The organism is Neorhizobium huautlense, assembly GCF_030811685.1.
GTDB lineage: Bacteria > Pseudomonadota > Alphaproteobacteria > Rhizobiales > Rhizobiaceae > Neorhizobium > Neorhizobium huautlense_A.
On the sequence record NZ_JAUSRF010000001.1, the window covers coordinates 420,883 to 442,221 of the forward strand.

A 21,339-nucleotide genomic window follows, 5' to 3' on the forward strand; every position below is an offset into this window, starting at 1 on the left:
GAACTTAACCCTTGATGCCGGAGGACGCGACGCCTTCGACGAAGAAGCGTTGCAGCGACAGGAAAACGATCAGCACCGGGATCAGCGCCACCACGGAGGCCGCCATGATCAGCCCGTATTCGGCCGAGTACTGGCTAATGAACATGCGCAGGCCGATCTGGATCGTCTTCAACTCGGTCTTGGTCAGGTAGATCATCGGCCCGAGAAAATCGTTCCAGGTGGTCACGAAGGTGAAGATCGTCAGCGTCGACAGTGCCGGCTTCGACAGCGGCAGCATGATCTTGGCCCAGATCTGGTATTCGTTCATGCCGTCGATGCGGGCCGCTTCGCACAGCTCGGTCGGGATGGACATGTAGAACTGCCGCATCAGGAAGACGCCGAAAGCGGTGAAGGCCTGAAGGCAGATCAGCGCTAAGTGCGTGTTGTTGAGGCCGAATTCGCGCATCAGCAGGAACTGCGGCACCATATAAACCTGCCAGGGCATGGCGATGGTGGCGATGTAACCGAGAAAAAGCGCGTTCTTGTAAGGGAAATGCAGTTTCGCAAACGCATAGGCCGCAAAGCTGGAAGTGAACAGCTGCAACAGCGTGACGATGATCGTCAGCTTGGATGTGTTGTAGATGAACAGCGCCAGCGGGATCTTTGTCCAGATATCGACGTAGTTCTGCCACTGCGGGTTGGAAGGGATCCATTCGATCGGGAAAACGAAAACTTCGCTGCTGAGTTTCAGCGAAGCCGACAGCATCCAGGCGAAGGGCAGCAGCATCACGATGGTGATGAGGATGACCGTCGCATAGATGGCGGCGAGCTTTCCGGTGAGTTTCTGGCCGGCAATGCGCATGGCTCAGTCCTCCTTCTGGCGGCGGAACTGGACGACGGTGACGGCCAGCACGAGGAAGAACAGGACGAGCGCGATCATGCTGGAATAACCGAGATCCCAGGAAATGAAGGCCTCGTTATAGATGTGATAAACGAGCACGAGGGTCGAGGTGCCGGGACCACCCTGCGTAATCATGTAGATCTGGTCGAATACCTTGAAGGACTGGATGGTCAGCATCACGGTGACGAAAAACGTCGTCGGTCCAAGCTGCGGCACGGTGACATAAAGAAATTTCTGCCAGGCATTGGCGCCATCCAGATCGGCGGCCTCATAGAGCTCGGAATTGATGCCCTGCAGGCCGGCCAGATAGATGACCATGAAATAACCCATGCTCTTCCACACACCGAACAGGATGACGGTAACCATCGCCCAATGACGATCGGCGGCCCAGCCCGGCATGTTTTTCGGGTCGAGGCCGAGCGTGTAGAGGATCATGTTCACCGGACCCATTTCCGGGTTGAAGATCATGTTCCAGACGACGGCGACAGCCACCAGCGAGGCGACATACGGAAAAAACATCGCGGTGCGGAAAAAATCGCGACCGAGAATTTTCTGGTTGAGCAGAATGGCAAGGCCGAGCGCGCAGGCAAGCGTCGCCGGCACAGAGACCACCGTATAGATGATGGTGTTCCAGAACGCATCCTTGAACGCCTTGTCCTCGAACAGGCGCCAGAAATTGTCGAGACCGGCAAAGGTCATCGCATTGCTGCCGTCCCAGTGCATGAAAGCCAGCACGAAAGCGAACAGGATCGGCCCCAGCGTGAAAACCGCAAAACCTAAAAAATTGGGAGCAATGAAGGAATAGGCGATGAGCGCATCCTGCACCTTGCGGCGACGTCTGGACACGACCTTGCGGCGCTTCGCCGGAACCGGCGTATCGCCCGCGGCAGTAATGGAATTGGCCATAAAACTCCTCCGAAGAAATCGCCACGGACAGGTGCGCTAAAACACGTATCCGCCGATGCATGGCAGCCAGTTTGATCTGTCTTCCATGCCTCCTCCCACATTCGACATAGCATATCCACGACATTGGTCAAACAACTTATCATCTTGTCATATGAATTAGCTGGAACTGCAAAAATACATATGATAGGGCGGATCAAATCGCGGTGATCGCGATGCATTTTGAACGGGAGGAAAACATGTTTGGCGAGGTCGCAGCGCGGCTGCCGGCGGGTTTGGCGGACTTTCTTCCCGGTGCCGTCATTGATGATCGCGAGGCCTGGAACAGCGTGCCTGAAAACCTCAGGGCGCTGGTTCTGGCTGATGCTGAAGCGGCGCTATGTCGCAACTGGTCGGTGATCACGGCCGGCGATTACCGCCAGTTTTCAGAAAACGGCAATCGCGCCGAGTTCGAAACGCTGTATTTTTCCCGTCGCCGCATGCTGAATGATCTGGTGTTGGGCGAATTGCTGCAGGATGAGGGCCGATTTCTGCCCGCGATCGTCGATGGTCTCTGGCTGATCTGCGAGGAAAGCGGCTGGCAGCTTCCGGCCCACAATTCCTATGAGCGTGGCGGCATCCGTCATCCGTTGCCGGATGTCGATCGCCCGGTCATCGACCTGTTTGCCGCCGAAACCGCAGCACTTCTCTCCACCATCGTCGCGCTGATGGGTGATCGGTTGAATGTGATCAGTCCGGTTATCGTCGGCCGTATCCATCGCGAAGTGCGCAGGAGAATTCTCGAACCCTATCTCACCACCCATTTCTGGTGGATGGGCAATGGCCAAGAGCGCATGAACAACTGGACGGCCTGGATCACCCAGAATGTCCTGCTCTCGACTTTCAGCCTCAAGACCGATCAGGGCTTGCGCGCCCATGTGGCCGAAAAGGCGCTCGGCAGCCTCGATGCCTTCATCAAGGATTATGCCGAGGACGGCGCCTGCGAGGAAGGTGTTGTGTATTACCGCCATGCGGCGCTGTGTATGTTCGGGGCGATGCGCATCTTCGATACGGTGGCGCCCGGCGTGATGACCCCGCTCTGGTCGGCACCAAAAATCCGCAACATGGCGGAATATATCGTCAACATGCATGTGGACGGGCATTTCTATTTCAATTTCGCCGATTCCGCTGCCGTTATCGATCACTGCAGCGCCCGCGAATACCTGTTCGGCAAGGCGGTCGGTTCGCAGAAACTCAGCGATTTTGCCGCCCGCGATCGCGCCACGGCGGACAAGCCGCACCTGCCGGAGGAATGGAACCTCTGGTACCGCGTGCTGGAATGTTTGACACCCGTCGCCCCGGCGGAACGCGACTTGCTGCCGGCAGACGCCTCCTATCCCGGCATCGGCCTGTTCATCGCGCGCGACGAGGATTTCGCGCTGGCCGTGAAGGGCGGCAACAATGGCGAAAGCCACAATCACAACGATGTCGGCAGTATCACGCTCTATAAAAACGGCCAGCCGCTGCTGATCGATGTCGGCGTCGAGACCTATACGGCCAAGACGTTTTCGAAGGATCGTTACCAGATCTGGACCATGCAATCGGGTTTTCACAACCTGCCGACTTTTGGCGGTGTGATGCAGCGCGACGGAGCCGATTTCGCCGCGCGAAATGTGCAGGCGAAATTTTTGCTGGAATGGGCGGATATTTCGCTCGATCTCGCGCCGGCCTATCCGTCTGAGGCAGGGCTGCGCAGCTATCGCCGCACCGCCACGCTCAACCGCGGCCACAGTGTGGAGATCACCGACATCCATGACGGCGATCTGCCGGCCACCCTGTCACTGATGCTGCAGGAAAAGCCGGTGGTGGAAGGTGGCACCGTCCATGTCGGCGATCTTGCCGTCATCGAGGTCGAAGGCGGTCGCGACATTCAGGTGGAAACGATCGAGATCAACGACCCGAGGCTGAATATCTCATGGCCTTCAACACTTTACCGCCTGCGGATTTCGTTCGCGGCGCAGCTACTGACATTGCGGATCGTCTGAGGAGGACGAAATGGATCTGACACTGAAAGTGATTGACGAGACCGGTTTCGTGCGTGCGGAGACGACCGGCACAGATGAGACGTTTCTGATTTTTTCCGATATCTACAAACCCGGTGACGAGGCGGTCGTTGAGGCCTCCGAGCCCTGCCATGTCGTGTTGTCGCTCGATGACGCCATGGCGCCGACACTGGTCTATCTGGGCGGTGCGGCCTATGCGCTGGCCGTTCCCTTCGACATCAAGCGCGCGCCCTATTCGCCGCGCTCTTTCACCGGTGAGCGCCATCGCCTGCATGTGCGAAAGGCCCGCCCGGAAGAGGTCTCCCAGCGCCGCAATCTCGCGCTCAACCCATGGGATGATCACGCCAACAAGACGCTTTATCCGCATGCGCATGCCAATGTCGAAACCCGCGGTGAATCGCAGTTTTTCGCCCGCAACGCCATCGATGGCGAAAAGGCCAATGACGATCACGGCCACTGGCCTTACACCAGCTGGGGTATCAACAAGGACCCGCAAGCGGCGCTGACGATCGAGTTCGGCCGCCCGGTCCGGATCGACGAAATCGTGCTCTATCTGCGCGCCGATTTCCCACATGATGCCTGGTGGGAAAAGGCGAGCGTCACGCTGTCCTCCGGCGAGACGCACACATTTGCGCTTACCAAAACCGGCACGGCGCAGGCTTTTGCTATCCCGGAACAGACGGTGGAATGGGTGCGGCTGCACAGCCTCATCAAGGCGGAGGATCCGTCACCCTATCCGGCATTGACGCAGATCGAGGTTTTTGGCCGCGATTGAATTGAGCCGGCGGCAGCGGCAATAGCCCGCTGCCGAAATCAGTTCGAACCGGTGCGCGAATTCCGCAACAGATCCCGATAACGGATCTGGCTGCCGCGCAGGTGGTCGCGCATGGCGTTGCGGGCGGCTTCCTCGTCGCGGTCGGAAACCGCCATCACGATCGCCTCATGTTCTTGGTGGATCAGCCGGCGGTAGGCGGTCTGTTCAGCCGGTTCCGGGTCGGGCACCGGACGCGATTGCGGAATGACGGCACCGCCGTGAAATTCGAGATGCTGGCGGAACAGCGGATTGTTGGTGGCGTCGGCAATGGCAAAATGAAGGGCGAGATCGGCCTCGCGGATCGACAGATTGTTTTCGATACAGCGTAAAACCTGCCGGTGGCATTCGAAGATCGCCTCTTCCTGTGCCGGCGAACGACGTGCCGCGGCAAGGCCAGCCGCCTCGATTTCCAGAGGTGCGCGCACTTCCAGCACTTCCAGATCGGAAGACACCCGCGCCTTGTCGATCCGGCGGCTGCTGGCCAGCAGGGATGCGGGGGCAAGCACAAAAATGCCGGCACCCTGGCGCACTTCCACCAGTCCATCGGATTTCATCGCCGCCACCGCCTCACGGATCACCGTGCGGCTCACCTTGTGGGCTTCCGTCAGCTCCGCTTCGCTTGGCAGCTTGTCGCCGGGCGCATATTGGCCGCTGGAAATCGCCTGTCGCAGGCTTTCACCCACCTGAAACACCAGAGACCCGGAATTTTTGCTGGGATTCTTGGTTTGAACGGCCACACCACATTCCTCGTCGAGGATCGGCGCGTCAGAAATTTCCGCATCGATCCGTTTCATATCTTCACTTGTATGATAACTTGGCATCGACTTCAATATTCGCATAGATTGATGTTTGCCAATTTCGGCGGATAAGCTTTGGAAACGTTGTTTCGCCCTCTGATTTCGGCGTTGGCGATAGGCCGTCCCCCGAATTCATATGACGACATGGGAGTGGAGGAAGAGATGATGACGGATGCCGAGGCGGCAAGGCGGGACCGGCTGCAATTCATGACCTGGGAGCGCAAACCCGATGATACAGGCAGCGAAGTGCAACAGGCACTGAAAGCGGGCCTTGCGGCAAGTGCAGGGGCGGAGATTGCCGACACCGCCTATATCGCCGGCGATGCGCGCGTTTTTACGACCCGGCTTGTCGTCGGCGAACGTTCCTGGATTGCCGGCCATGCTCTGGTGCGCGGTGATGTCGAGCTTGGCATAAACTGCTCGGTCAATGCCTATGCCTGCCTGTCTGGAAAAATCCGCTGCGGTGATGGCGTGCGCATCGCCTCTCTGGTCTCCATTGTCGGTTTCAATCACGGTTTTGAAGACCCGGATACGCCGATCAACGACCAGCCGCATATCACGCTCGGCATCACCATCGGCGACGATGTCTGGATCGGCGCCAATGCCGTCATCCTCGATGGCGTGACGATCGGGCGAGGGGCGGTGATCGCGGCCGGTGCCGTCGTCACCAAAGATATTCCCGAACTCGGCATTGCCGCCGGCGTACCGGCCAAGGTCGTTCGCCGGCGTGGTGAAAGCGCCTCATCCACCAAATCCCGGCGGGCGCAGGTCGAGGCAGCCCTGAAGCAGATCGGCGATACGGCCAGTGCCGAATGGCGAGATGTGCTCGCGCATTATCGTACGCCAGACGGATTTCTATCTGCCGGTGCCGATGGTGTGCCCCGTGCCGCCATCCGTCACCAATGTGATGCGATAGAAATCGCCGCCGGTTTCGGCCATTCCCCGGAAGGCGAAGAGGCGCAGGATCTCATTAATACGCTGCAGGCGCTGCAGGATCCGGAAACCGGCTTTTTCCCCGATCCGCATGCCATGCCGGATCAAACCAAAAATATCCGCGAGGATTCCGCGTCTCTCTATCACGTGCTTGCGGTCGGTTATGCGCTGGAAATTCTGGGATCCCGCCCGCTTCGGCCGATCGCCGGCGTCGAGCTGGAACCGGCCGCTCTCTGCGACTGGCTGGAAAGCCTGCCGTGGTCGACACGCGCATGGTGGAGCGGCGACCGCGTCGATGCCATTGCCACGGCACTTTATTTCAATGCTCGGTATTTTGAGACGGGGAGGGCCAAGGAAGTCCTGTTCGGCTGGCTCGCCACCCATGTGGATCGTGCCACTGGTCTGTGGGGCAAGCCTACGGCAACGCAAGGCCTGTTGCAGCCGGTCAACGGCTTTTACCGCCTCACCCGCGGTGCTTACGCGCAATTCGGCGTGCCGGTGCCGCTGCCGGAAGCGGCCATCAATTCCGTCCTCACCAATTACCGCAATCACGGTGGTTTTGCCGGTGAAACCTACAATGCCTGCAATCTGCTCGACACCATCCATCCACTCTGGCTGTGCCTGAAACAGACCGATTTTTCACGCGGGCAGGCGGAGGCGATCGCCGAGACCGTCATTCTGCGCGCGGCCGATCGATGGCAGGCGGGCAAGGGATTTGCGTTTGCCGATGGCCAGCAACCCGGGCTTCAGGGCACGGAAATGTGGCTGTCGACCCTGCATTTGGCTGCCGATCTTCTCGGGCTTGCGGAAAGGTTTGCCTTCACTCCAAAGGGCGTGCATCGCACGCGTGCGGTGGCGATGGGGCTTTGATAGGTCGGTAGGTGTGTCTCAAAGGGCAATGGCGCCGTGCGCGAACCGGACATGGTGCGATTGAGCCACGATGTGCATGGATTGATCGCTGCTCGAGCAGGCTGCAAGCTTCCGGGACAACACGTCATTGGCAGGAATGTGCCATTGGCGTTAGTTTACTCTATTGTCTGTTCAGGGGGCGCAAGTTGGTTTCGTCAATTTCTATTTCTCCGCCAAATTCATTAGTTTTTGTCTCTGGCGGAGCTGGTGATTTCAATAGTTTCATTGATCAATATAAAGGCGAAGTTGTCTTCGCCACCCCAACGGTAATTGGCCTCGGCACTCTCTGTGAGATTGACGGCCCTACCCGTATCACGCTTGCAAAAGGCCACGTAGATGCCGGGGGATTGAGCAAGTCGTTTTCAGGAAGTCTTCAAGGATTAAATGGGAGGCTTGTTGTGGGGACTTGTGAAGGAGACGTCCTGCTGTCGGGTGACGCGGCTTCCGCGATCGTGACTATTGAGGTGTTTTCCAATGATCCATCCGAACCGAATGAAATCTTGATCGTTTATTCGTGACGCAGTTAGAGCAATGAACTGCCGATGACCGCTTCGGGTCGATCCGCCGCCCTGGCATGCTCGCGTCTTCTTACGTCCCCGCAAAACCAACCCCAAAAACGAAAACAGGCGGCCGAAGCCGCCTGTCGTCATCTCAGGTCGAAGCCAAATCAGCCCTGTGCGGGCGCCAGTAGTTCCTGGCAATAGCTCGGGCCCTTGGAGCCGGGGCGGTCGGCCACGATGCGGATGGAGCGGATGTTGTAATCCGACGAAACCGTCAGCGTTGCGGCGCAGCTCACGCTGGCGCTCTTGCCGTTTTCCATCTTGATGCGCTTGTAGCCGCCACGCCAGTTGTAGACGGTCGAGGAACCGCTTGCCACGTCGCTATATTGCGGACCGTAGGCGGCGAAAAACTTGCCGGCCGACTGGCCGACCCAGCGTGCCGAAATCGGATCCAACTGAAGCGGAGAAGCGGTGGTGCAAGCGGAAAGCGCGACTGCGACGGCAGCCAGCGCGGCAAGACGGGTGTTCATGGTTCTGGTGGCCCTTGTTTGACATAGGGCAGCCGTCCCGCCGCCCTGCAATGCTATATTTCGCAAGCGGCCTAGCAGATTTTCGTGATGTTTCGCGAGAGGCTTTCCGGCATATGCGAAAAAACTTTAGCAATCGCACTTTTTTGTCACGCTTTTGTTGCGGAAAGTCTTGTCAGTTCTCCCGCATCGCTCGCGCCACCTGGTCGGTCAGCGGTTTTACCAGATAGGAAAGCGCCGAACGCTCGCCGGATTGCACAAAGGTTTCCACCGGCATGCCGGCCACCAGTGTCAGGTCGCCCAGCTTGACGCGCTCTTCCGGTGGAATGGTGATGCGTGCCGAATACCAGCTTTCGCCGGTCTGCTGGTTATGGTTGAGGTCCGCCGAGACCGTCTCGACGATGCCGTCGATCTCCGGCGTGGTACGCTGGTTGAAGGCGGAAAAGCGCAGGCCCGCCGTCTGGCCGCTGCGCACCTGATCGATATCGGCCGGCCGGATCTTTGTGTCGATCACCAGCTTGTCGTCGGTCGGTACGATCTGCATCACCGTTTCGCCCGGTGAAATCACGCCGCCGATCGTGTGTACCGCCAGTTCATGCACGATGCCGGCCTGCGGTGCAGTGATGTCGATGCGCCGCAGCTGGTCTTCCGCGGCAATGCGCTGTTCGGCAAGCTCCGCCAGCTTGTTGTCCATGTCGCGCATTTCGGTCAGCACTTCGGCGCGGCGGTCCTGGTCCAGCTGCAGGATCTGCAATTCGGTCTCTGAAATACGGGTTGCCGCACGGGCGATCTCGGCAATCAGCTGCCCGCGCTCGCCATCCAGCTGCGCCTTGGTGCGCTGCAGTTCGGAAAGCCGGGTAAATTGCACCAGCCCCTGTTCGCTGAGGTTGGAAATACGCCGTAGTTCCTCGGCAACCCAGGAAAGTTCTTCGTTCTTGGCGTCACGCCGCACTTCCAGCCCGGTGCGTTCCTGCTCGATCTGGCCGATCTGCTGGCGAAGCCGTCCCTTCTGGCCTTCCATGGTTTCCCGTCGCGCCTTGTACAATGCGGTTTCGGCGGAAATATATTCGGCAACCGCCGGATCGGATTGGCGATCGCTGAGTTCCTCCGGTACCTTCAGCTGCGTCTGCTCGTCTCGCTCGGCAATCAGCCGCATGCGGCGTGCCGCGAACTGGTCCATCTGCTTGGTCACCACCGAAAGATTGGCGCGGGTAATCGTGTCGTCCAGCCGGATCAGCAACTCGCCGGCTTTGACACGGCTGCCGTCGGTCACGCGAATCTGGCCGATAATGCCGCCTTCGCGATGCTGGATGCGTTTGGCCGATCCTTCCACCACGATCGTGCCCGAACCGATGACGGCGCTCGAAAGACTGGCCGTCGCCGCCCAGCCGCCGGCGCCGACCACCAACGCACCGGTGGTCACGGCGGAGGCAAGAAGATATTTTCGAATGGCCTGTGCCGCCGGCGTTTTGGGGCCTTCCTCCAGCTTGAAGCGTTCTAGGACCTGCAGCCGCTCACGGAATTTGGCACTGAGTTGCTTGAAATCGATGGATTTGAGATCGAGTTTCATATCGCGATCCTCTTGCCGGATTTTGGCGCTTCCGGTTCTCCGGTCGTTTCCGCATCGGGCAAGGCCGGTGCTTCTGTCGGTGCCGATGCGGGTGTAGATGTCGGGCGCGTCGTCTTGCGCAGCACCTCGTCGCGCGGGCCAAAAGCCACCATCGCCCCGCCGTTCATCACCAGGACATGGTCCAGTGCCTGCAGGGCGTTCGGGCGGTGCGCCACCACGATGATGATCGAACCGGCAGCGCGGATGGCGGTGATCGCCCTTGTCAGCGCCACTTCGCCCTCGGAATCGAGATTGGCATTGGGCTCGTCCAGCACGACCAGAAAGGGTTTGCCGTAGAGCGCGCGAGCAAGGCCGATGCGCTGGCGCTGGCCGCTGGAAAGAATGGCGCCGTGATTGCCGATCGCGGTGTCGTAACCGTTCGGCATGGAGAGGATCAGGTCATGCACGCCGGCCAGTTTTGCCGCTTCGATGATCATGCCTGGATTGGCATCGGGCGAAAAACGGCTGATGTTTTCGGCGATACTGCCGTCGAACAGGTCGACGCCCTGCGGCAGGTAACCGATGGAGGGGCCGAGGGCTTCCGGGTCCCACTGGTTCAGTGCCGCGCCATCGAGGCGAATGCTGCCGCGCGCCGCCGGCCATATGCCGACCAGCGCGCGAGAAAGCGTCGATTTTCCCGATCCGCTGGGGCCGATAATGCCAAGACCCTGTCCGGCAAACAGGCTGAGCGAGACGTCGTGGATGATCGGCTTGTTGCTGCCCGGCGGCATGACGGCAAGGCCGGCCACCGAAAGCGAACGTTTCGGTGCCGGCAGCGGCATCGGGCTGCGTGCCTCGCCAAAACGCTCCAGCACGTCTTCCAGTCGGCGGCGCGACTGGCGGGCATTGATGAAACTGCGCCACTGGCCGATCACCATCTCGATCGGCGACAGCGCCTTGGACGTGAGAATGGACGAGGCGATGATGGCGCCGGGGGAGGCAAGCTGCTGGATCACCAGCCAGGCGCCCAGCGCGAGGATCGCCGATTGCAGCGCCATGCGAAAGATTTTCGAAACGGCGGAAAAGCTTGCGGTCAGGTCGCTGGTCGTCGTTTGACCTTCCACATATCGGCGGTTCACCTCGTCGAAGCGGTTGGCATAGGCGGTGCGCATGCCCATCGCATGCAACGGTTCGGCATTGCGTTTGCCAGCTTCCACCAGTTCCCAGCGGGCCGAAACCAGTTGCGACAGTTTGCGCGTCGGGTCGCGCAGCAGGAATTCGCTGCAAAAGGTCAGCGCCATCAGGAAGGCAGCACCGGCAATGGCGGCGTAACCGAAATACGGGTGGAAGATATAAAGAATGAGGATGTAGAGCGGCATCCAAGGCAGGTCGCAAATGGCAATTGGGCCGGAACCGCTCATGAAGGTGCGGATCTGGTCGAGGTCGCGCAACGGCTGCGAAACGGCGTCGCCCTTGGCCATGTTGAGCGGCAGCGTCAGCACGCTGTTGAACGTCGGATCGCTCAGTTCCTCGTCGATCCGCCTGCCGATCTGCAAGAGGATTTTCGAGCGCATCATCTCCAGCACGGCGAGAAAGGCATAAATGCCGAGCGCCAGCAGCGTCAGGGCGACAAGCGTCGGCACGCTGCGGCTGGTCAGCACCCGGTCATAGACCTGCATCATGAACAGCGGCCCGGTCAGCATCAGGATATTGGTTACGGCGCTCAGGGCCGCGATCCCGTAGAAAGCCTTTCGGGTCTGCGCAAGCGCGGACGCCACGCGTGTGCTCCGACTTGCCGATGAAGCCATCTCACTCACCTCACTATCAATGTCCGGGATCGATACACGCCTGCAACACCGGCCTCATGCTTGCCGGCCGCTCATATTAAATGAGATGCATCTAATGAATGTGAATTCGGCCAAAGCATGTTCGCATCCGCGGAATATTTGCAATGCCCGCAGCATCATTGCCACGGAAAACGGGAATATGCCGGCGTTTTTAAGAGGTCTTCGGTTGCTGCACCGCCGCATGCCAATGAAACAATTTTGAACGGACGATGTCAAAAACGCCAGCCGGGAGATTAGAATTATGTTAAATATGTGTCTGCTGTGCGGATGAATGCGTCTCGAAACGAGGCGTTTTTCTGGAGGAACCGCATTTGCGGCATTTGAAAGGCAACTTTCAGGCAATGAAATCGTTAAGGAAATAGGCCGGTCGGGAGCCGGCGTTAAAAAACAGGGAGGAAATCACCATGCAAGGACACGTATCAGGTTATCTTCTGTCGCTGCAAATCTCCCTTTATCTGTGGGCCGTCATCATCGTCGGCGGATATTCGCTTCTGTCCTGACGACTGAAGCACAGCGCCTAAAGCGACGGATATTTTCCGCGAATTTCGGTCATGTAATAATTGCCGGGAGAGGCTGCGACGGTCAGCCCGACGACCTGACCCTTCGATACGCCCGAATAGGCTCTTCGCTCGCCGTTATAGAGGAATATGGTGAGGTTCTTTTCGTCCTCATCGTAGTCGATCGCTTCAATCAGCTTGGATTGAATGCTGATAATCGCCATGGCTCACCTCATTTTTCGGGGCAATGCGCCACTGTGAAATCCTGCAGCGTCCTGTTGCGCCATATAGGGCACTCAGCTTCGTAAACAGGGGGCCGCCGCAGTTTATGATCCTGCTTGTCCATTGTGATCGAAATGCGTCAAATGACAAAAAATCTGTCACTTGTTCGGATCATGGATTACACTCTCGCCCAACGAATTGCATAAAGCCACCTGCATGACCGAAAAATGAAGCCAGTCTCCGGTTCGGAGCAAGCGTGGTTGCTGAAAGATCAGGGGTACCTTCGGCACATCGCGTTTCGGACAGTTCCTTCGGGGTGCCGTCTGTGGCGTGAGGAATAGGGGGCAAACATGCGCCAGAAGCGGATCAGGGGCGAGCGAACGACTCTGCTCGATGTCGCAAACAAGGCGGGCGTCAGCGCGATTACCGTGTCACGGGCATTGCGGGAGCCGGATCGTGTCTCCGAGGAATTGCGGGAACGTATTCTCAAGGTCGTTGCCGAAACCGGCTATGTGCCGGATTTTGCCGCGCGCGCATTGGCCAGTCGCCATAATGGCATCGTCTGCGCGCTCATCCCGGAAGTCAGCAGCCTCGCCGTCATGAACATCATCCACGGCATCGAGGCGCGCCTGCAGGATACTGACCTGCGCATCCAATATGCCAATGCCTGGCGTGATCCGGAAAAGGAAAAACGCCAGCTGGAACTGTTTCTGTCGCAGCATCCGGCCGGCATTCTCATGGCCGGCGGCCAGAACCAGCAGGTCATCGTCGATCTCATTCTCGGCGCCAGATGTCCCGTCGTGCATATGATCGACATCAACCTGACGGCGCTCGGCACCGTGGTCGGCTCCGACCACTGCACCGCTGCGAAAGTTGCCGTCCGCCATCTGCTGGATTGCGGTTATCGCCGTATCGCCATTCTCGGTGCGGGCGTCGACCTGCGTGTACAGCGGCGTCTGGAAGGGTATCGCGTCACCCTGGAGGAAGAAGGGCTGTATGATCCGCAACTGGTGATGATGTTGCCGGAATCGACATCGGTACCCCTTGGATGCCGCATGCTGCGCGAAACCGTGGAACGTCATCCCGCTGTCGATGCCGTGTTCTGTCTCAACGACGATCTGGCGCTCGGCGCCTATTTCGAATGCAGGCGTCGCGGCATTCGTGTGCCGGAGGATTTTGGCATCTGCGGTTACAACGACGTCAATTTTGCCGCCGTTGCCGAGCCACCGCTGACGACGGTGCGCATTCCGCGCTACGACATGGGATATCGCGCCGCCGATCTGCTCATCCGTCAGATCAATGGCGAGAAGAATGCGACGCAATCCGTCGATCTCGGTTTCGAGTTGAAAGTGCGCGGCACGACAAGGCCTCCGACCTGATCAACAGGGGCCGCATTTTCCCGATTTTCTCGGCGACATGCGCAAAACAATGCCCGCAATGTCGTAACTGGACGATTTGGCCCGAAACCGACCTTGACCTCTGTCAACTCCACCTGCATCGGCAGGCTTTGGAATTGAGGGAGGTCCTCTTGAAAGCGCTTGCATCCTTTTCCGCCTTTGTCGGCAAGACCTTTGCCCTGTGGGTCATCGTCTTTGCCGTCCTGGGCTTCGTATTCCCTGATCTGTTCAAGCAGATCGGTCCCTATATCGTGACCCTGCTCGGCATCATCATGTTCGGCATGGGTCTGACCCTGTCGCTCGACGATTTTCGCGAAGTGGTGAAACGGCCTGTCGAGGTCAGCATCGGCGTTGTCGCGCAATTCCTCATCATGCCGGCGCTTGCTGTCCTGCTGACGCGTATCATTCCGATGTCGCCGGAAGTGGCTGCCGGTGTCATTCTCGTCGGCTGCTGCCCGGGCGGCACGTCCAGCAATGTCATGACCTATCTGAGCAAGGGTAATGTCGCCCTGTCCGTCGCCTGCACCAGCGTCACTACGCTCGCCGCACCGATCGTCACGCCTTTCCTGGTCTGGATGTTTGCCAGCCAGTATCTGCCGGTGGATGGCTGGGCCATGTTCATCAGCATCGTCAAGGTCGTGCTGGTGCCGCTGGCGCTTGGTTTTGCCGTCCAGAAGCTCATCCCCACCGTCGTCAAGGCGGCCATCCCGGTCCTGCCGCTGGTCAGCGTCATCGGTATCGTCCTGATCGTCTCGGCCGTCGTGGGTGCCAGCAAGGGCGCAATCGTCCAGTCCGGCCTGATGATCTTTGCCGTCGTCGTTCTGCACAACGGCCTTGGTTATCTGCTCGGTTTCTTCGCAGCCAAGGCGTTTGGCCTGTCGCTTGCCAAACGCAAGGCCATCGCCATCGAAGTCGGCATGCAGAACAGCGGCCTTGGTGCTGCCCTCGCGACCGCCTATTTCTCGCCGCTGGCGGCGGTGCCGAGCGCCATCTTCAGCGTCTGGCACAATATTTCCGGTGCGCTGCTGGCCAATTTTTTTGCCGACCGCGTTGATGCCACGGACAAGACTGCTGCACCGGCCGAGTGATCCCGTCCATCTCATCAATGCAAAGGGCCGCTTACGCGGCCCTTTGCATTTCGAACTCTTTTCAGCCTTCAAATATCACTGCCCGCATTTTTCCACACCGCAGCGGCATCGGCGGGTGTCAGCCTTTTGACCTCCACCTCGTCCCGGCGACCGGCGAGAAGCTCGCTTGCCATCAACTGTTCGGCAAGGTCGGCAGGCAGAGAAAGCAGCACGCGATCGCCTTCCCGCTTCAAGCCCGCAAGATTGGCGCGTTTGCCGGTGATCATGCCGCCGGCCACGGTGTTGAGCGTATCCGGATCGATCAGGATGAAGGCGCCCGTCGCGCGGTTCTGCTCATAGGCATCGAAGATGGCGGTTTCCTCGAAGGCCAGATGCACCTTGCCGATCGCGTTCATGGCAAGGGTCGAGGCATGCGCTCGCCATTGCCCGGATGAAAGGTCGAGCTGGGTCAGCGGCTCGACTGACACGCGCTGGCGGCGCGAGCCGCTCTTCAGCCAGTAGCGTTTGCCGGGTTCGATGCCGCTCTGCTGCAACGATACAAGCTGCGCGTCAAAAGCCTTGCCGGTCAGCGGCTGGGCGTCGATCGAGACGATCATGTCGCCACGCGCCACGTCAACCTGCCGGTCCAGAACCAGCGTCACCGCGTCGCCGGCAACCGCCGCGTTACGCACCAGATCGAAGGTCACGATCTGGCTGACATTGGCGACCGTGCCGGACGGCAGGATGGCAACGCTATCGCCGGGCTTGATGGCGCCGCCGGAAACCGTGCCCTGATAACCGCGAAAACTTTCGCCCGGGCGCACCACACGCTGCACCGGCAGGCGAAAACCGCCGGCCTGTGTGATCCGCACGATGGCAAGCTCAAGCGCCTCGATCAGTGTCGGGCCTTCATACCAGGGCATGGCATCGGATGCCGGAAGAACAACGTTTTCGCCCTTCAGCGCCGACATCGGAATGGCGGTGATCTGTCGCACGCCGAGAGACAGGGCGAATTCCTGGAATTCGGCACTGATGCGCTCGAACACGTCCCTGTCGTAATTGACGAGATCGAACTTGTTGACGGCCAGAACGAACTGGCGAATGCCCATCAGAGAGGCGATCGTGGCATGGCGGCGCGTCTGTTCCAGAAGCCCAGCGCGCGCATCGGCCAGAAGCACGGCAAGGTCAGCCGTCGAAGCGCCGGTTGCCATGTTGCGTGTATATTGTTCGTGGCCGGGCGTATCGGCAACGATGAAGGAGCGCTTGTCGGTGGAAAAATAGCGATAGGCGACATCGATGGTAATGCCCTGTTCGCGTTCCGCCTGCAATCCGTCGAGCAGCAGCGCAAAATCCGGCAGGCCAAGGTCGTTCTGCTGGCCGCTGTCGCGGGCAAGCGTTGCGGCATGGTCTTCCTTGACGGCCTTGGTGTCCCACAGAAGACGGCCGATCAGTGTCGATTTGCCATCGTCTACGGAACCACAGGTGATCAGCCGCAACGGCCGCGCGTCACGGGTGACGCGCGCAGCCGATTCCGCAAAGGGCAGAATGGTGGCGGAAGAGGAATGGTGTGAGGATATGGCCGATGCGCTCATCTCAGAAATATCCTTCCCGTTTCTTCTTTTCCATGGAGCCGGACTGGTCGCGGTCGATGGCGCGGCCCTGCCGTTCGGAGACGGTGGCGATTTCCAGCTCGGCGATGATTTCCTCGAGATTGGAGGCGGTCGAGCGGATGGCGCCGGTCAGCGGAAAGCAGCCGAGCGTGCGAAAGCGGATCATGCCGCGCTTCACTTCTTCGCCGTCTTTAAGTTCCAGCCGCGGATCTTCGGCCAGAACCATCATCCCGTCGCGCTCCACATAAGGGCGCTCGGCGGCGTAATAGAGCGGTACCAGCGGAATATCCTCCGCCTGGATGTAGCGCCAGATATCCACCTCGGTCCAGTTGGACAGCGGGAAAGCGCGCACGCTTTCACCCTTGCGGATCATGCCGTTATAGACGTTCCACAATTCCGGGCGCTGGTTGCGCGGATCCCATTTGTGGTCGGGCGAGCGGAAGGAATAAATACGTTCCTTGGCGCGGCTCGCTTCCTCGTCACGCCGTGCACCGCCAAAGGCGGCGTCATAACCGCCGGCATCCAGCGCCTGTTTCAGCGCTTCCGTCTTCATCACGTCGGTATAAAAGGCCGAGCCGTGTGTAAAAGGCGTGATGTTTTCGGCAGCGCCGCGCTTGTTGGTGTGCACAACCAGGTCGAGATCGTATTCCTCGGCCACACGGTTGCGGAACTCGATCATCTCCCTGAATTTCCAGGTCGTGTCGACATGGAGAAGCGGGAAGGGCACCCGGCCGGGGAAAAAGGCCTTGCGCGCCAGATGCAGCAGCACAGAGGAATCCTTGCCGATGGAATAGAGCATCACCGGATTGTCGAACTCGGCAGCCACCTCCCGGAAGATATGGATCGCTTCGTTTTCGAGCGCTTTCAGATGCGGGTCGAGCGGTGGTCTGGAAACGGGTGGATTCTTGATTTCCGTTTCCTGGACGGAAAGAGGCATTTCGATCTCCGGATAATCAGTCTGTTACAAAACACAAGAGCCTGTCGGATAGTGACATCACGCTCGATGGTTGACTATTGCCGTTGCGTTCTGGGCGTTTTCCGACGCCGGTTGTTCGGCAACATGCAAACCGCATTCGCGCTTTTCATCATTCTCCCACCACCAGCGCCCGGCACGTTCGCTCTCGCCGGGTTTGATGGCGCGGGTACAGGGCTCGCAGCCGATGGACGGATATCCGCGCGCGTGGAGAGGATTGACCGGAATTGCGTTTCTGGCAACATGCAATTTTATGGTGTCGATATCCCAGTCAGCCAAAGGATTGACCTTGAGCATGCTGCGCTCGGCATCGAACTCGACAAAAGGCGTCGTTGCCCGGTTGCCGGACTGGCCGCGGCGAAGCCCAGTGATCCACACTTCGGCACCGCCAAGCGCCTTTGCCAGCGGGATCAGCTTGCGCACATGACAGCAGGCATGGCGGGCTTCGATGCTTTCGTAAAAGCCGTTGAGGCCATGCTTGGCCGCATAGGCATCGATATCGTCCTGTTCGGGGTGAAACCGGCGAATGGAGAGTTGATACCGCTCTTCCGTCTCGGCGATCAGGTCCACCGTTTCCTTGAACAGGCGCCCGGTTTGCAGCGTCGATACCTCGATCGGCAGGCGATGCGTACCGATTGCTGCGGTGATCACCTGATCCTCGATGCCGAGAGAGGTGGTGAGCACGGCATGACCCAACGTCGCCGCAAGCGACAGGCGGCCGGCAAGATCAAGCTGTGCGAATTGGGTATCGAGAGAGGCAATCTCCGCGGAGGCGGCATGAACTGTCATAACTTCATTCCGTTTTCTGTAGGGTAATTATCCCCGTGACCACGGGGTAAAGCCAGAAAAACGGGTTTCAACGCAGCCCTACGGGGAGCAAATATCACTCCAAACGCATAAACACGGAGAAAACCGCCGCTGAGAGCCGCATTTTCGGGAATATTGCCGTTCTATCGGCCCAGTGGCAGGCGTGTCGCATGTAGGCCTGAAATGTATCTTCGGTGCGACGTTGAGCGGCTTGGATAGGGATCAATCAACAAGCGTCTTCACGAAACACATCTCCACGTTAATCAACGACAACAATATTTACCCGCTGCGATGCGGCATTCGTTTGTAATCATTTATCATTTGGGTTAGGCAGAAGGTGTCGCACGTCAAACGTGTTTGCGTCGCGCCGGAGTTTTTGAGATCCCCTCCGCGAATTCTCGAAACTGAGATCTTCCGCGTTCAGTCATACCTGGCTCGAGCGTGCGGATATGATGGTCGCGTTATGATATCGCAGAAAGCGAAATATGCGCTGAGGGCACTGGCCGCACTCGCGCAGGCTCATCCTGAAGAGCCGATGATGATCTCGGAGATTGCCCAGCAGCAGAGCATCCCGAAGAAGTTTCTCGAGCAGATTCTGCTCGACCTCAAACGCTCGGGCATTGTCGAAAGCCGGCGCGGCAAACAGGGGGGATATCTTCTCCTGAAATCCGCCGACGAGATCAGTTTTGGCGAGGTCCTGCGCCTTGTCGACGGGCCGATCGCGCCGCTTCCCTGCCTGTCGCAGACAGCCTACCGCAAATGCGAGGATTGCGACGGCGAACATCTGTGCGAAATCCGCCATGTCTTTGCGCGCGTGGCGGATGCAACGCGCGATGTGTTGTTCAATACGACGATTGCCGATGCGGTCGAAGGGGCCGGATCGACCAAGGCACCGGTTCGGGAATTGCTGACGGCGTGAACTTGCGTCGCGTCATGGCTTGTTCGAGTGCCTGGCATAAACTTTCGGATCGAAATCGACCCTTTGCATATTTCCGTCGGGGGTTTTGAGAACGAGTTCCACACTTCCGCCCATCGAGTGCATGTAGCGTACGATCGATGATACCAGCACATCGTCTGCGTGTTCGATTTTCGAAACGGTATTTTGGGTCATCGCGGCCCTTCTGGCCACATCCTGTTGCGTTAAACCTGTCGCTTTTCGCAGTTCCGCAAGTGCATTTCCCATGCGGCGCGCTTCGCGTTTAGCATCGAGTTCCGCCCTTACATCGTCCGGCAGTTCTGCGCGCAGGTCATTCCAATCCGTACCGGTCATCCTATTCCTAGCCATGAATCAAACCTCGCATCGGCTTTGGTGATCAGCTTTTTGTAAAAGAACATCTCATTCATGCCCTGCTTGTCGCCGCCACATAAAATGATCGCGGATTGATCGGGATCGAAGGCAAAGGCGAAACGCCAAATCTGCCGGCCAAAACGAATGCGGATCTCCTTCATGTTCGCATGCCTGGACCCATTGAGCGTGTCCACCTCCGGCCGACCGAGGAAAGGTCCGGCCTCTTGGAGATGATCGAGAACCGCGCCGGTAATCCCTTTCAATTCCTTGGGTAGAGATTTCCACTCAGGAACAAATTCATCATGGAAGATAACCCGATAAGACACGTCACCTCCTTGTATATCTTTAAAGATATTAAATCAATGGCTTTTGATGTCTTTTTGGTTGTGGTTATTGTGCTTCACACCTGATTGCGTAAGGCGAAGATTTGCGCGAAACAATCACGAAATTCGACGGGAAAAGGTGTTTTTCGCCGAACTCCCATTCCGCCTCGAAGCATTTTCCCAACATGGTCATTCTGTCTATCAGCATCGGCAAGGCCCATTCTTTGCCGTTCCGCCCCGCTCAAGGGAAACAGTTTTGCCTTCTTTTCGCCGTCAATTGACTAACACGACCTGCCCGATAGAGTTTAGGCACGAGACCACAGGAGGGACCTCATGCTGAACTTTACCGACGGAATTTCGAAGCGGCTGATGATGCTGGCACTCGGTGCAGCGCTTGCCGCTGGCAGCGTGGCACCCGCTTTCGCACAGACGCAGCTCCTCAACGTGTCCTACGATCCGACGCGCGAGCTCTACAAGGATTTCAATGCCGCCTTCCTGAAACACTGGAAAGCCGAGGGCGGTGACGATGTCACCATCCGGCAGTCGCATGGCGGCTCCGGCGCGCAGGCGCGCTCCGTCATCGATGGTCTCGATGCCGATGTCGTGACGCTCGCATTGGAAAGCGATATCAACGCCATCCAGAAGACCGGCAAGATCAAGGAAGACTGGCGCACTCGCCTGCCCAACAACGCTTCACCCTATACCTCCACGATCGTTTTCCTTGTTCGCAAGGGCAATCCGAAAGGCATCAAGAACTGGGGCGACCTCGTGAAGGGCGACGTGCAGATCGTCACCCCGAACCCGAAAACATCGGGCGGCGCCCGCTGGAACTATCTCGCTGCCTGGGCATGGGCCAATGAGGAATTCAAGGGCGATCAGGACAAGATCAAGGCCTATATCTCCGATCTCTACAAGCGCGCTCCCGTTCTCGATACCGGCGCCCGCGGCTCGACCGTGACCTTCGCACAGCGCCAGATCGGCGACGTTCTTCTCGCCTGGGAAAACGAGGCCTATCTCGCCGGTGAGGAATTCGGCAAGGATGCGTTCGACATCGTCGTGCCGCCGATTTCCATTCTGGCCGAACCGCCGGTGTCCGTCGTCGACAGCGTTGTCGATGCCAAGGGCACCCGCAAGGTGGCGGAAGCCTATCTGAACTATCTCTATTCGGATGAAGGCCAGAACATCGCGGCCAAGCATTTCTATCGCCCGTCCAAGCGCGATGTGGTGAAGCCGGAACTTCTGAAGCAGCTTCCGGATATCAAGCTTGTCACCATTGATGACCCGCTGTTCGGCGGCTGGAAAAAGGCGCAGCCCGAGCATTTTGGCGATGGCGGCATCTTCGACCAGATCTACAAGCCCGGCGCCCGTTGATGATCGGTTGCGCCACCAAGTGACACTGACGGCACGGTGCGGTAGTTTTGACCTGCACCGTTGCCATGTTGGGCCTGTATCTC

At 58.7% G+C, this 21,339-nt stretch carries 20 protein-coding genes; 8 read left to right on the forward strand and 12 right to left on the reverse strand.

Translation table 11 applies throughout. From position 1 onward, the window contains the following. Positions 1-4 precede the first annotated feature (4 nt). Both J2T09_RS01820 and J2T09_RS01825 read right to left on the reverse strand, forming a co-directional pair. Positions 5-841, reverse strand: a complete 837-nt coding sequence (locus J2T09_RS01820; protein WP_306830427.1) for a carbohydrate ABC transporter permease — start codon at positions 839-841, stop codon at positions 5-7. A gap of 3 nt (positions 842-844) precedes the next feature. After that, complete coding sequence (locus J2T09_RS01825; RefSeq protein ID WP_306830429.1) at positions 845-1,786, reverse strand: carbohydrate ABC transporter permease; 942 nt, start codon at positions 1,784-1,786, stop codon at positions 845-847. Positions 1,787-2,022: 236 nt separating this feature from the next. Here J2T09_RS01825 and J2T09_RS01830 point away from each other — a divergent pair, with 236 nt between their 5' ends. Together J2T09_RS01830 and J2T09_RS01835 are read left to right on the forward strand one after the other, a co-directional pair. After that, on the forward strand, positions 2,023-3,807 hold the full coding sequence (locus J2T09_RS01830; protein ID WP_306830431.1) for a heparinase II/III domain-containing protein: 1,785 nt from the start codon (positions 2,023-2,025) through the stop codon (positions 3,805-3,807). Between the two features lie 10 nt (positions 3,808-3,817). Next, a complete protein-coding gene (locus tag J2T09_RS01835; RefSeq protein WP_306830433.1) occupies positions 3,818-4,600 on the forward strand; it encodes a carbohydrate-binding protein in 783 nt (260 codons plus the stop codon). 38 nt (positions 4,601-4,638) lie between these two features. Here the strand turns inward: J2T09_RS01835 and J2T09_RS01840 are convergent, their stop codons facing one another. Beyond that, a complete protein-coding gene (locus tag J2T09_RS01840) occupies positions 4,639-5,433 on the reverse strand; it encodes a FadR/GntR family transcriptional regulator (protein WP_306830435.1) in 795 nt (264 codons plus the stop codon). Positions 5,434-5,598: 165 nt separating this feature from the next. Between J2T09_RS01840 and J2T09_RS01845 the strand changes: the two genes are divergently transcribed. Next, positions 5,599-7,239, forward strand: a complete 1,641-nt coding sequence (locus tag J2T09_RS01845; protein ID WP_306830439.1) for an acyltransferase — start codon at positions 5,599-5,601, stop codon at positions 7,237-7,239. Between the two features lie 185 nt (positions 7,240-7,424). Beyond that, positions 7,425-7,796 (forward strand): hypothetical protein, encoded by a 372-nt coding sequence (locus J2T09_RS01850; protein ID WP_306830440.1) that lies wholly within the window; start codon positions 7,425-7,427, stop codon positions 7,794-7,796. Positions 7,797-7,945: 149 nt separating this feature from the next. Here J2T09_RS01850 and J2T09_RS01855 read toward each other — a convergent pair whose 3' ends face one another. From J2T09_RS01855 to J2T09_RS01870, 4 genes are all read right to left on the reverse strand, one after another. Continuing rightward, positions 7,946-8,308 (reverse strand): hypothetical protein, encoded by a 363-nt coding sequence (locus tag J2T09_RS01855; protein ID WP_306830442.1) that lies wholly within the window; start codon positions 8,306-8,308, stop codon positions 7,946-7,948. A 172-nt stretch (positions 8,309-8,480) separates the two neighbouring features. Beyond that, positions 8,481-9,875 carry an HlyD family type I secretion periplasmic adaptor subunit gene (locus tag J2T09_RS01860; RefSeq protein WP_306830447.1) on the reverse strand — a complete coding sequence of 465 codons (1,395 nt, stop codon included), beginning with the start codon at positions 9,873-9,875 and terminating at the stop codon, positions 8,481-8,483. Then, entirely contained in the window at positions 9,872-11,662 is a 1,791-nt protein-coding gene (locus J2T09_RS01865) for a type I secretion system permease/ATPase (RefSeq protein WP_373458344.1), read from the reverse strand. The genes J2T09_RS01860 and J2T09_RS01865 overlap by 4 nt, the downstream gene beginning before the upstream one ends. Before the next feature lie 556 nt (positions 11,663-12,218). After that, positions 12,219-12,422, reverse strand: a complete 204-nt coding sequence (locus tag J2T09_RS01870) for a KTSC domain-containing protein (RefSeq protein WP_306830451.1) — start codon at positions 12,420-12,422, stop codon at positions 12,219-12,221. A 348-nt stretch (positions 12,423-12,770) separates the two neighbouring features. Between J2T09_RS01870 and J2T09_RS01875 the strand changes: the two genes are divergently transcribed. Together J2T09_RS01875 and J2T09_RS01880 are read left to right on the forward strand one after the other, a co-directional pair. Next, the gene (locus J2T09_RS01875) at positions 12,771-13,799 is read left to right on the forward strand and encodes a LacI family DNA-binding transcriptional regulator (RefSeq protein WP_306830453.1); all 1,029 of its coding nucleotides are present in this window, start codon (positions 12,771-12,773) and stop codon (positions 13,797-13,799) included. A 149-nt stretch (positions 13,800-13,948) separates the two neighbouring features. Next, positions 13,949-14,905 (forward strand): bile acid:sodium symporter family protein, encoded by a 957-nt coding sequence (locus J2T09_RS01880; RefSeq protein WP_306830455.1) that lies wholly within the window; start codon positions 13,949-13,951, stop codon positions 14,903-14,905. 68 nt (positions 14,906-14,973) lie between these two features. Here J2T09_RS01880 and cysN read toward each other — a convergent pair whose 3' ends face one another. The 3 genes from cysN to J2T09_RS01895 are packed head-to-tail and all read right to left on the reverse strand — an operon-like array spanning position 14,974 to position 18,256. Next, the gene (cysN, locus tag J2T09_RS01885) at positions 14,974-16,476 is read right to left on the reverse strand and encodes a sulfate adenylyltransferase subunit CysN (protein WP_306830458.1); all 1,503 of its coding nucleotides are present in this window, start codon (positions 16,474-16,476) and stop codon (positions 14,974-14,976) included. A gap of 1 nt (position 16,477) precedes the next feature. Continuing rightward, the gene (cysD, locus tag J2T09_RS01890; RefSeq protein WP_306830460.1) at positions 16,478-17,431 is read right to left on the reverse strand and encodes a sulfate adenylyltransferase subunit CysD; all 954 of its coding nucleotides are present in this window, start codon (positions 17,429-17,431) and stop codon (positions 16,478-16,480) included. A gap of 57 nt (positions 17,432-17,488) precedes the next feature. Beyond that, the gene (locus J2T09_RS01895; protein ID WP_306830462.1) at positions 17,489-18,256 is read right to left on the reverse strand and encodes a phosphoadenylyl-sulfate reductase; all 768 of its coding nucleotides are present in this window, start codon (positions 18,254-18,256) and stop codon (positions 17,489-17,491) included. A gap of 481 nt (positions 18,257-18,737) precedes the next feature. Between J2T09_RS01895 and J2T09_RS01900 the strand changes: the two genes are divergently transcribed. After that, positions 18,738-19,193 carry an RrF2 family transcriptional regulator gene (locus J2T09_RS01900; protein WP_306830463.1) on the forward strand — a complete coding sequence of 152 codons (456 nt, stop codon included), beginning with the start codon at positions 18,738-18,740 and terminating at the stop codon, positions 19,191-19,193. Positions 19,194-19,205: 12 nt separating this feature from the next. On the opposite strand, the gene J2T09_RS01905 is transcribed toward J2T09_RS01900, so the two are convergent. Together J2T09_RS01905 and J2T09_RS01910 are read right to left on the reverse strand one after the other, a co-directional pair. Beyond that, positions 19,206-19,544 carry a helix-turn-helix domain-containing protein gene (locus tag J2T09_RS01905; RefSeq protein WP_306830465.1) on the reverse strand — a complete coding sequence of 113 codons (339 nt, stop codon included), beginning with the start codon at positions 19,542-19,544 and terminating at the stop codon, positions 19,206-19,208. Further along, positions 19,541-19,888 carry a type II toxin-antitoxin system RelE/ParE family toxin gene (locus J2T09_RS01910; protein ID WP_306830467.1) on the reverse strand — a complete coding sequence of 116 codons (348 nt, stop codon included), beginning with the start codon at positions 19,886-19,888 and terminating at the stop codon, positions 19,541-19,543. Before J2T09_RS01910 ends, J2T09_RS01905 begins: the two co-directional genes overlap by 4 nt. 330 nt (positions 19,889-20,218) lie before the next feature. Between J2T09_RS01910 and J2T09_RS01915 the strand changes: the two genes are divergently transcribed. Further along, positions 20,219-21,256 (forward strand): sulfate ABC transporter substrate-binding protein, encoded by a 1,038-nt coding sequence (locus J2T09_RS01915; RefSeq protein WP_373458348.1) that lies wholly within the window; start codon positions 20,219-20,221, stop codon positions 21,254-21,256. Positions 21,257-21,339 lie beyond the last annotated feature (83 nt).